This window comes from Hymenobacter ginkgonis, from assembly GCF_009755225.1.
Lineage (GTDB): Bacteria > Bacteroidota > Bacteroidia > Cytophagales > Hymenobacteraceae > Hymenobacter > Hymenobacter ginkgonis.
Map to the genome: position 1 here is coordinate 68,480 of NZ_WQKZ01000006.1, position 11,776 is coordinate 80,255.

At 62.6% G+C, this 11,776-nt stretch carries 8 protein-coding genes; 7 read left to right on the top strand and 1 reads right to left on the bottom strand.

Going from position 1 to position 11,776, the window contains the following annotated elements; all coding sequences use genetic code 11:
* Nucleotides 1-20: 20 nt before the first annotated feature.
* Nucleotides 21-992, bottom strand: coding sequence for a hypothetical protein (locus GO988_RS20220; protein WP_157569016.1), 972 nt, complete (start codon nt 990-992; stop codon nt 21-23).
* Between the two features lie 205 nt (nt 993-1,197).
* Between GO988_RS20220 and GO988_RS20225 the strand changes: the two genes are divergently transcribed.
* The 7 genes from GO988_RS20225 (at nt 1,198) to GO988_RS20255 (ending at nt 11,765) form a co-directional block, all read left to right on the top strand.
* Nucleotides 1,198-1,974, top strand: a complete 777-nt coding sequence (locus GO988_RS20225) for a polysaccharide deacetylase family protein (protein ID WP_157569018.1) — start codon at nt 1,198-1,200, stop codon at nt 1,972-1,974.
* 38 nt (nt 1,975-2,012) lie between these two features.
* On the top strand, nt 2,013-3,236 hold the full coding sequence (locus GO988_RS20230; RefSeq protein WP_157569020.1) for an oligogalacturonate lyase family protein: 1,224 nt from the start codon (nt 2,013-2,015) through the stop codon (nt 3,234-3,236).
* A gap of 45 nt (nt 3,237-3,281) precedes the next feature.
* A complete protein-coding gene (locus GO988_RS20235; RefSeq protein ID WP_157569214.1) occupies nt 3,282-4,388 on the top strand; it encodes a glycoside hydrolase family 88/105 protein in 1,107 nt (368 codons plus the stop codon).
* Between the two features lie 148 nt (nt 4,389-4,536).
* Nucleotides 4,537-7,398 carry a glycosyl hydrolase gene (locus GO988_RS20240; protein ID WP_157569022.1) on the top strand — a complete coding sequence of 954 codons (2,862 nt, stop codon included), beginning with the start codon at nt 4,537-4,539 and terminating at the stop codon, nt 7,396-7,398.
* 80 nt (nt 7,399-7,478) lie between these two features.
* The gene (rhaM, locus tag GO988_RS20245; protein ID WP_157569024.1) at nt 7,479-7,793 is read left to right on the top strand and encodes an L-rhamnose mutarotase; all 315 of its coding nucleotides are present in this window, start codon (nt 7,479-7,481) and stop codon (nt 7,791-7,793) included.
* 166 nt (nt 7,794-7,959) lie between these two features.
* On the top strand, nt 7,960-10,164 hold the full coding sequence (locus GO988_RS20250; RefSeq protein ID WP_157569026.1) for a rhamnogalacturonan lyase family protein: 2,205 nt from the start codon (nt 7,960-7,962) through the stop codon (nt 10,162-10,164).
* Between the two features lie 173 nt (nt 10,165-10,337).
* Nucleotides 10,338-11,765: a glycoside hydrolase family 28 protein gene (locus GO988_RS20255; RefSeq protein ID WP_157569028.1), complete on the top strand. Its 1,428-nt coding sequence runs from the start codon at nt 10,338-10,340 to the stop codon at nt 11,763-11,765.
* The last annotated feature ends 11 nt before the right edge of the window (nt 11,766-11,776 follow it).

The following is an 11,776-nucleotide window of genomic DNA, read 5'->3' on the forward strand; positions in this document are numbered from 1 at the left end:
TATCCTGTCCCAATGCTAGCTTACCGCTTGGCGCGTCTGGCTGCTTTGCGTTCCAGGCGCTCGCGGTAGGCGCGGCCCTGTGCCAGATGCTTAGGCTTGAGTTGGCGGCGAATAGCGGGCGATAAAGGCTGGCCAGCCAAATACCCATTGCGCAGGATTTCGAATTTGGCATCGGTATAAGGCGCGTTATGCAGAAACATGTAGACTACCCCGCCCGCCATTAGGGCTAGGCCAGCGGCTACCTGGCCCGCTCCAGGCTCGCTGTTCTGCGTTTGTATATAGGGCGAGGGGGAAGTGTTGGTATTGCTGGCGCCCGTCATCAGGCGCAAACCGGGCAAGGCCAAAATGAGGGGTAGCTGCCCACCAAAACGCTTCGCATTGAAAAATCCCTGCACGGCGTCCAGGGTATCTTGGCGGGCATCGGCCAGCAGTTGCGCCGGGGTAGGGGCGGCGGGGTTGGCAGCCGAGGTAGTAGGGACGCTGCCGTAGGCCAGTAGGGGGTTCTCAGCCGATACGGTGGCGTGAATAGGCGCGAAATTGCCGTGCAGGCGCCGGGCTACGTTGGCGGGCAGGTGCCCGGTGGCCGCCAGCTCGCGCAGTACTTGCCGCTCGCGGCCCGGCCGAAACTGAATGCGCTTTTTTATGCCTAGCAGCATAAAGGCAGAGCCGGCTACTACGCCGGGCGTCCAGACACCCGCGCTGGTGGTTTGCTGCGCCGGCAACGTAGAAGCCAGGATGCCAGCCGTGCCGAAGGCCAGCCAACCGGTACCCCCGCCGCGCCGGCTACGGAACAGTTCATGGATAGCGCGAGCCGTGTCGGCACGAGTTAGCGCGGTTGAAAAATCGGACTTTAGAGCGCTGGGGGGATATTGGGCCGGTAGCGGCTGCGTAGATTGCAGTGCAGGCAGGCGCGCATCCGGGGCAGAATTTTGGGCTGCCGCCGAGCCAATACCAAGGCTTAGCATAATTGCCAGAAGTAATTGTTTTTGCATAAATAAAGGATAGGGTCAAAAAACGGCACCAAGATAACGCCTATAATAGGATTATGTGCTGCTGTGCGCTAGGCCGCCAGTAGGCGCACGGCGGCGCCCCACTGGCACCCAAGCCGTGCGCTTACCGAAGAGTACAGGAAGGTTTGGCTTGAATGCCACTGGTTCTTGCGGGCCTACTGCCACTAGCGGGGGGTAGGGCCGCGCCATGAACGTACTCGGATTTCTGTTGCTTCTGCTGAGCTGGGCTGCTGGGCCGGGGCGAGCTGCGGCGCGGCCCCGGCCCGTGCCCGACCGCCTGGTGGTGCTCACCTTCGACGATGCCGCCCTAAGCCACGCCACCTACGTGGCCCCGCTGCTGAAGAAGTACGGCTTCGGCGCCACGTTTTTCGTGTGCGAATTTCGCGAGCCGCCTTTTGCTGATAAAAGCAAGTACATGAGCTGGGCGCAAATTGGGGAGCTGCACCGGCTGGGCTTCGAGGTGGGCAGCCACACGCTCACGCACCGCCACGTAAATAAATTGAGTGAGAGCGAGCTAGCGGCCGAACTAGATTCGGTAGAAAGCCGGTGCCGGGCCCAGCGTATCCCGCGGCCCGTCACGTTTGCCTACCCCGGCTACGACACCGCACCCCGCGCGCTGCCCGTGCTGGCGGGCAAAGGCTACCGCTTGGCCCGCGCCGGCGGCGACCGCCCCTACGACCCCGCCACCGACAACCCCCTGCTCATTCCCAGCTTCACCACCCTAGCCACCAACCGCCAGCAAATCCTCGATGCGCTGGCCTTGGCCAAGGATGGGCGCATCGTGGTGCTCACCATTCACGGGGTGCCCGACTACGCCCACGACTGGGTTACTACCCCGCCCGCCTTGTTTGAAGAATACCTGCGCTACCTGCACGAGCACCGTTATCACGTGGTCGCCCTGCGCGATGTGGCGCGCTACGTGGCGGTGAAGCAACCCCAGCCTGCCCTTCCAGCCCCGCAGTAGCGGCGGCTTTTTCTATTCCCACCCATCCCGTTGCTCGTATGAAAACCTACCTGGCTGCCGCGCTTTTGGGCGCCGCGGCGCTACTAGCCGGGCCGCGCGCGCAAGCGCAGGCCCGCCTCGAAACCGGCGGCCAAAAGCCCATGCCCGCCCCCGATTGGATTGACCAAGCCACTGGCCACCAGGTTCGGCGCCTTACCCCTCTCGATGGAGGCAATGCCAGCTTTTACTTCCATAACAACCCATTTCTGAAAATCGCTAGCGGCGATGAAATGGTGATTTACCACACCGACGAGCAGGGCCAGCAGCTGCGCCTGCTGAACCTGGCTACCCGGCGCGTGACGCCCCTCAGCGAGTACTACAAAAAAGTGAGCGGCGAAATTGTGGATGCTCGTCGCCACGATGTGTATTACCAGGCGGGCAGCGTGGTATATGCCACCAATGCCGATACCCACAAAACGCGCAAAATCTACACGTTTCCGGCTGATTTCCCGGGCAGTATCTCGACCCTGAACGCCGATGGAACGCTGCTGGCCGGCTCGTTGGGCGGGGCCGAGGCACGCGATATTTTGAAGAAATACCCGGCCAAAAGCGACTTCTTCAACCGCATTTACGATGCCAAGGTGCAGCACATCTTGTTCACCATCAATACCAAGACGGGCAAGCGCGAGGAAATTTACCAAGAGAATACCTGGCTGGGGCACGTGCAATTCTCGCCCACTGACCCCGACTTGCTCATGTATTGCCACGAAGGGCCCTGGGGCAAGGTGGACCGCATCTGGCACATCAGTATTAAAACGCACGCTACCAAGCTGATGCACCAGCGCACGGTAGACGGCGAAATCGCGGGCCACGAGTTTTTCAGCCCCGATGGCCAAACGATTTGGTTTGACTTGCAGCAGCCGCGCAGCGTCACGTTTTACCTGGCTGGCGCGCCCGTGGCGGGCGGCCCCGAAAAGCGCTACCAGTTGCAGCGCAACGAGTGGTCGATTCACTACAACATCTCGCCCGACCAGACGCTCTTTGCCGGCGATGGCGGCGACCCCGGCCAGGTGGCCAAGGCCCCGGACGGCGAGTGGATTTACTTGTTCCGGCCCGCTGGCGACCAGTTTCGGGCCGAACGCTTAGTAAGCATGGCTCACCACGGCTACAAGCTGGAGCCTAATGTGCACTTCTCGCCCGATGGCAAGTGGGTGATTTTCCGGGCCAATTTTGAGGGCAAAGAGCAAGTGTACGCGGTCGAAATAGCCAAAGCAGCTTCTTAACTAATGATGATACCAACGAGTAAAAAATTGGCCTGCTGGCTAGCCATGGGGGTAGGGCTGCTCCTAAGTGTTCCTTCTGCCGAGGCCCAGCAATTGCCCAAGCCCAAGCAGGTGCTTAAAAAAATGACGCTGGCCAACGCCTACTTCATGAAGCAATGGCCCGACCCGGGCAAGGAAATCGTGACCAATAAGGCGCGCCCCAGCCACATCTGGACGCGCGGCGTGTATTACGAGGGCCTGATGGCGCTCTACGGCCTCGACAAGCGCAAGGCCTACTACGACTACGCTGTAGACTGGGGCCAGCAGCACCAGTGGGGCCTGCGCAACGGCGCCACCGGCCGCAACGCCGACGACCAGTGTGCCGGCCAGACCTACCTCGATTTGTACCAAATCGACCCACAGCCCGAGCGCATTCGCGAGCTAAAAGCCGCCATCGACAACACCGTGCACAGCCCCAAAATCGACGATTGGTGGTGGATTGATGCGCTGCAAATGGCGATGCCCGTGTACGCCAAGCTCGGCGTAATGACCAAAGACACCGCCTACACCGAGAAAATGTACCGCATGTACACCTTCTCGAAAACGCAGCACGGCGGCCACGGCCTCTACAATGCGCAGGACAGCCTGTGGTGGCGCGACAAGGACTTTGTGCCGCCCTACCAGGAGCCCAACGGCCAGGACTGCTACTGGAGCCGCGGCAACGGCTGGGTGGTGGCGGCGCTGGTGCGCGTGCTCGACATCTTGCCCAAAGACGCTCCCCACCGCGCCGAATACGAGCAAACGTACCTGGCCATGATGCGCGCCCTACCCCGCCTCCAGCGCCCCGACGGCTACTGGAACGTGAGCCTACACGACCCTACCCACTTTGGCGGTAAGGAGCTGAGCGGCACGGCATTATTCACCTACGGCATGGCTTGGGGCGTGCGCCAGGGCTTGCTCGACAAGGCCAAATACCAGCCCATTATCGCTAAAGCCTGGAACGCCATGGCCACCGAGTGCGTGCATCCCGATGGCTTCCTGGGCTACGTGCAGGGCACCGGCAAAGAGCCCAAAGACGGCCAGCCAGTGAGCTACACCAGCAAGCCCGACTTCCAGGACTACGGCCTGGGCTGCTTCCTGCTGGCCGGCAGCGAAGTGTATAAGTTAAGGTAAAACAGCGTACTAGCGCATGGCGCAACTACCAGAACGTCATGCTGAGAAGCGAAGCAGCTTGGTCGCTGCAGCCGCCCCGGTCAACGAGGCAAACAACGCAATAGAAATGCTTCCCTTCGCTCAGCATGACGAGCAAATTTAAAAATTTATGAAAAAACAACTCGCTCTCTCCCTTCTCCTTAGCGCTGCCCTACCCCCCCTGGCGGCCCGAGCGCAGGCGCCCGCCTGGCCCGCCATCTCCCAGCAAAACCGGCCCTGGACGCGCTGGTGGTGGGAAGGCAGCGCCGTAAACCCGCAGGACCTCACGCACCTGATGACGCAGTACCAGCAGGCGGGCCTAGGCGGTATGGAAATAACGGCCATCTACGGGGTAAAGGGTGCTGAAAGCCAGTTCATTGATTTCTTGTCGCCGAAGTGGATGGACATGCTCACGCATACCCTCACCGAAGGCAAGCGCCTGAACCTGGGGGTAGACGTGGCGCAGGCTTCGGGCTGGCCCTTTGGGGGGCCGTGGGTGACGCCCGCCGACGCCTGCAAGTACGTAACCTACCAGACCTACACGGTAAAAGGCGGCGCGCAACTGGCGGATAAAGTGAGCTTTACCCAAAAGCCGATTGCTACCGCCATTGGCCACCGCGTCGATATTAAGGAGCTGGCCGACCCCGTGGCGACCAACAAGAACATGCAGGCGCTGGCCCTCGAGCAGGTGCGCTTCGAGAAGCCGCTGCCCTTGCAGGCCCTGATGGCCTACCCCGCTACCGGCGCGGCTATCGACCTGACGAGCAAGGTAGATGCCAACGGCAAACTCAACTGGACGGCCCCGGCCGGCACCTGGACGCTCTACGCCATCTTCCAGGGCTGGCACGGCAAGCAGGTGGAGCGCGCCGGCCCCGGCGGCGAAGGCGACGTAATTGACCACCTCTCCAAAACGGCCACCGAGCACTATTTGCAGCGCTTCGACCAAGCATTCAAGGGGCGGGATGTGAAGGGGGTGCGGGCGTTTTTTAATGACTCCTACGAAGTGGATGATGCCCAAGGCGAAGCCAATTGGACACCGCTGATGTTCAGCGAGTTTCAGCGGCGGCGGGGCTACGATTTGCGGCAGCATTTGCCGGGTCTTTTTGCCAAGGCCAGCGCCGACGAAAACGCGCGCGTGCTCACCGATTACCGCGAAACCATCTCCGAGCTGCTGCTCGAAAACTACACCCAGGCCTGGGCTACCTGGGCCCACGGCTACGGCGTAAAAATCCGTAACCAGGCCCACGGTTCGCCGGCCAACATCCTGGACTTGTATGCCGCCACCGACATCCCCGAGACGGAAGGCGAAAACCTGACGCGCATCAAGTTTGCATCGTCGGCGGCACACGTCACGGGTAAGCCCCTGACCTCGGCCGAAACGGCCACGTGGGAAAACGACCACTTTCTCTCGACCCTGAGCGACGTAAAAAAGGCCGTGGACCGCATGCTGCTCGGCGGCGTAAACCACATTTTTTACCACGGCACGGCCTATTCGCCGCAGGCGGCGGCTTGGCCCGGCTGGCTGTTTTACGCCGCCGTCGAGTTCAATCCGCAAAACCCGTTTTGGCAAGATTTCGGCCAGTTGAACCGCTACGCGGCGCACTGCCAGAGCTTTATGCAAGCCGGCCAGCCCGCCAACGATGTGCTGCTCTACCTGCCACAGTACGACGCCTACCAGCGGCCGGGCAACAAGGCGCTCTTGCAGCACTTCGATGGTATTGAGCACGGCTTCAAGGGCTTGCCCATCGAAGCCACCAGCGAACTGCTGCTCAAGCAGGGCTACGGCTACGATTTTATTTCCGACAAGCAAGTGCAGCAGGTGCAGGCCAGCGGCAGCGGCCTGCGCACCAGCGGCGGCGCGCAGTACCGCACGGTGCTAGTGCCAGCGGCGCGCACCATGCCCCTACCCACCTGGCAGCACCTGGTGCAGCTGGCCCAGGCCGGTGCCACCATCGTGGTGCAGGGCGCCTTGCCCACCGATGTGCCCGGCCTTGGCAACTTGGCCAGCCGCCAGGCAGCCTTCAAAAAGCTGGTGGCGCAGTTGCAGTTTAAACCAGTAGCGGGCGGCCAGCGCGCTACCGTGGGCAAGGGCGCTTTTTTGCTGGGTGATGATGTGCAGCAATTGCTTACGCAGGCGGGCGTGCAGCGCGAAACGCTGGTAGATAATGGTTTGCAATGCGAGCGCCGCCGCACGGCGGGCGGCCACACCTACTTCTTGGCCAACTGGAGCGACAAGGCGGTGACTGCCTGGGTGCCGCTAGCCACGGCCGCCAAATCGGCCGCGCTCTACGACCCCATGAGCGAGCAGCTCGGCCAGGCGGCCCTGCGCCAGTCGGCGGGGGGTAGGGCCGAAGTGTACGTGCAGCTGGCCCCCGGTGCCTCGTGCCTCATCGATACCAAGGAGGCGGCCGCGCCGGCGAGCGCCGCCTACGCCTACCAGCGTTCGGCCGGCGCGCCGCAGCCCGTGGCGGGCCCTTGGGCCGTGCGCTTCGTGTCGGGCGGCCCTACGTTGCCGGCGCCGCTGCAAGTCGCGCAGCTCGATTCGTGGACTAAGCTGGCGGGCGAAGCCGGGCAAAAGTTCGCGGGCACCGCTACTTATAGCACCACGTTTGCCATGCCCACCGGCTCGGCCGATGGCTACCTGCTCGATTTGGGGAGGGTAGGGCAGAGTGCCCGCGTGCAGCTCAATGGCCAGGAACTGGGCACCCTTATCGGGCCTGCCTACCAAGTGTATTTACCTAAAAACCAGCTGAAAGCTTCGAATACGCTCGCCATCAGCGTGAGCAATGGCATGGCCAACCGCGTGGCCGACATGGACCGCCAGCACCAAGAATGGAAGCTGTTCTACAACGTGAACATGGCCGCCAAGCTCAAGGAAAACCGCGGCGCCGATGGCCTTTTCACCGCCGCGCAATGGTCGCCGGTGGCGTCGGGGCTGCTCGGGCCCGTTACGCTCACGCCCACGGCGCTGGGCGGCCCGCTGCCGCAGTAACTTTTTAGTTTTTTGTCCTTATCTCTCCTGTTATTGCTTCGTGGGGCTCGCAATAACAGGAGAGAAAATCAACCAGCAAAATGGAAGAAATTGCCTTCACCATGCAGCTAAAGCCCGGCGTGGCCGCCGAGTACCAGCGCCGCCACGACGAAATCTGGCCCGAGCTAGCGGCGGCCCTGCACGCGGCGGGCATCCGCGATTACTCCATCTACCTCGATGCAGCCCGCGGCACCCTGTTTGCGGTGCAAAAGCGCTTGCCGGGCCACACCACCGCCGAGCTGCCGGGCACGGCCATTATGCAGCGCTGGTGGGCCTACATGGCCGACCTGATGGAAACCAACCCCGACCACTCGCCGGTGGTGGTGCCGCTGGCGCGCGTGTTTCACCTCGACTAAGTGCCGGGGGGTAGGGCAGGGGGTGCCGAGCCCGGCGCTTGCGCTGGGCTCGGCGGCGTAGGAGATTGAGAACGAGCAAAACAGCACAGCGCAGGACAGTTAGCAAAGGCAGCTAGATTTGGTTTGTGCCCTATAGTTTTCCTTTTCCCACCCTACCCCTATCGCTATGAGGCCGACCCTCTACCCCGCCCCAACCGCCAGGTTGCCGCGCCGCCATGCGCTGCCGCCGGTATCTTCGCCTGCCCGCTACTTGGCCCTGCTGCTCGCCTGGTTGCTTACCACCAGCACGGCCCAGGCCCAGCGGCGGATGGAAAAACTAGACCGCGGCGTGGTGGCTATCCGCACCAGCGCCAGTGCCGTGTTTGTGAGCTGGCGCCTGTTTGGCACCGACCCGAGCGGCTTGGCTTTCAATGTGTATCGAGGCACGACTAAGCTCAATCCTACCCCCCTCACCGGCGCCACCAACCTCACCGACAACGCGGCCGCTGACGAGCGCTACACCGTGCGGCCCGTGCTGAACGGCGTGGAGCAAGCCGCCTCGCCGGCTGCTAGCGTGTGGGGGCAGAAGTACCTGAGCATCCCGATTCAGCAGCCGGCTGGCGGCACCACGCCCGATGGCGTGGCCTACACCTACTCGGCCAACGATTGCAGCGTGGGCGACCTCGACGGCGATGGCCAGTACGAGATTATTCTGAAATGGGACCCGTCTAATTCCAAAGACAACTCGCAGAGCGGCTACACCGGCAACGTGTACCTCGACGCGTATAAGCTGAACGGCACTCGCCTGTGGCGCATTGATTTGGGCCGCAATATTCGAGCTGGGGCGCACTACACGCAGTTTATGGTGTACGACCTCGACAGCGATGGCAAAGCGGAAGTGGCCTGCAAAACCGCCGATGGCACCGTGGATGGCAAGGGCGTGGTGATTGGCAGCGCCGCGGCCGACTACCGCAATACGGCGGGTTACATCCTCACCGGGCCCGAGTTTTTGACCGTCTTCAACGGCCGCACCGGCGCGGCGATGGCCACCACTGACTACCTGCCCGCCCGCGGCGCCGTCACGGACTGGGGCGACAACTACGGCAACCGCGTCGACCGCTTTATCTCGACCGTGGCTTACCTCGACGGGGTGCGGCCCAGCCTAATAATGGGCCGCGGCTACTACACCCGCCTGGTGCGCGTGGCCTGGGACTGGCGCAACGGCCAGCTCACCCGCCGCTGGACGTTTGATAGCGACGCCACCGGCAATGGCGCCTACGCCTCGATGGGCAACCACCAGCTGACGGTGGGCGACGTGGATGGCGACGGCAAAGATGAAGTGGTAAACGGCGCCAGCGCCGTGAACGACAACGGGACGGGCCTCTACGCCAACGGTTTGGGCCACGGCGATGCCCTGCACATGAGCGACATGGACCCCGACCGCCCCGGCCAGGAGGTGTGGCAGTGCCACGAAGAACCCGCCCGCTATGGCAACTACGGCCTCGAATGCCGCGATGCCCTCACCGGCCAGCCGCTGTGGGGCGTGCCCGGCGGCGGGGCCGACGTGGGCCGCGCCCTGGCCGCCGACGTGGACCCCGCCCACCGCGGCTACGAAATGTGGGGCTCTGTGGGCGGTCTCTATACCTGCACCGGCACCCAGATTAGCACCGCCAAGCCCACCGTCAACTTTGCCGTGTGGTGGGACGGCGACTTGTCGCGCGAGCTGCTCGACGCCGCCTACAATGCCACTACTAACGTGAGCACCGTGCGGCTCGAAAAGTGGGTGCCCGCCACCAGTACCCTTACCCGCCTGCTTACCCCCAGCCTGGCCGCCGACGGCGATGCCCAAACCAACAACGGCACCAAAGCTAACCCCTGCCTAACGGCCGACCTGCTAGGCGATTGGCGTGAGGAAATCCTGCTCCGCGCCCGCGACAACCAAAGCCTGCTGCTGTACTCGACCACCGCGCCCACCACCGAGCGCATCTACACGCTCATGCACGATGCGCAGTATCGGCTGGCGGTGGCGCAGCAAAATTCGGCCTACAACCAGCCGCCGCACCCCAGCTTTTTCTTGGGCAACGACATGGCCCCGGCGCCTACCCCCCGCATCGTGCTAGCCGACAGCACCAACAATGTACTCGGCGTGCAGGCCGCCCGGCCCGAGGCGGGGGGCATCGCCGTGTACCCCAATCCTACTACCAGTACCATCCATATTCGGGTGGCGGGCGCGTTCTCGTACCAAGCCTTTGGCCCCACCGGGCAGCTGGTGGAGCAAGGCGAAGGCCAGAACGATTGTAACGCGGGCCACGGCCTAAAGCCTGGCCTGTACTTGCTGCGAGTGCGCGCCGCCAGCGGGGCCGAAACCACCGTGAAAGTGCTGAAGCAATGAGTAAGTAGCGCGGATGCTGCGGGGCCGCACAAGGGCCGTTCAACCGCGCGAATTCGCAGAATCTGCGCTACAAACCACGCTAGCAGGTGAGTGCGGGTAGGTAAGCGGCTTACCCCCGCCGCACCTTTGAAGCACTTAGCCGCTGCTACCCGGCGCGGCCCGCTTTCCACTCTATGAAACTTGTTCCCACCCGCGTACTACCGCTCTTATTCCTGGCGCTCAGTGCCTTCGTGCACCCGTCGGCGCCCGCCGATGCCGACCCGGCTTGGGTGAAGGAGGTAGGGGCCAAGACTACGCCCGCCGCCAAAACGGTATTTACCGCCGCCAAGTACGGCGCCGTGGGCGATGGCAAAACCCTGAACACCCAGGCGTTGCAAAAAGCCATCGACGCCGCGGCTAAGAAGGGCGGCACCGTGACGCTGGCGCCCGGCCAATACCTCACCGGCTCGCTGTTCCTGAAAAAGGGCGTAACCCTGCGCCTCGACAAAGGCGTGACGCTGCTCGGCAGCCAAGACCTGAAAGACTACCCCGAAATCCAAACCCGGGTGGCGGGCATCGAGATGAAATGGCCCGCCGCGCTGCTTAACATCAACGACCAGGACAACGTGGCCATTGTGGGCGAAGGCACTGTGGATGGCCAGGGTAAAGTGTTCTGGGACAAGTACTGGGCCATGCGCAAAGACTACGATGCCAAGGGCCTACGCTGGATAGTGGACTACGACGCCCAGCGCCCGCGCCTCCTCGTGATGGCCAACTCTAGCAACGTGACCATCAAGGGCGTTACGCTGCAGCGCTCGGGCTTCTGGACGGTGCACGTGCTGTACTCTAAGAACGTGACGGTCGATGGCATCACCGTCCGCAACAACCTCGGCGGCCACGGCCCCAGCACCGACGGCATCGACATCGACTCCAGCTCCTACGTGCTGGTGCAAAACTCCGATATCGACTGCAACGACGACAACTTCTGCCTGAAATCGGGCCGCGACGCCGACGGCCTGCGCGTGAACCGCCCCGCCGAGTACATCCTCATCCAAAACTGCGTGGCCGGCGCCGGCGACGGCCTCTTCACCTGCGGCTCCGAAACGTCGGGCGGCATCCGCCACGTCATCGCCCGCAACCTGAAGGCCAAGGGCACCAAGATTGGTATCCGCATCAAGTCGGCTCTCACCCGTGGCGGCACTGTGGAAGATATTAAGGTCGATAACATCGAGATGGATGGGGTAGGCACGGCCATCCTGCTCACCATGAACTGGAACCCTGCCTACAGCTACTCCACCCTGCCCGAGGGGTACACCGAGGCAACCCTACCCGCCCACTGGAAGGCTATGCTGACGAAAGTAGAACCCGCTGAAAAGGGCATCCCGCACTTCCGCGACGTGGTTATCAGCAACGTGCGGGTGCAAAACGCCAAAATCGCCATCTCGGCCGAGGGCCAGCCCAACTCGCTGCTCGAAAACATGACCCTCGACAACGTAACCATGACCGCCGAAACCGCCGGCGGCCTCAACTACGCCAAGGATTGGACGGTTAAAAACGTGAAAATCACCGCCAAAGACGAAGAGCCAATGGCTGTGCAAAACAGCGCAAAAATTAAATTTTAAGAAATACGAAA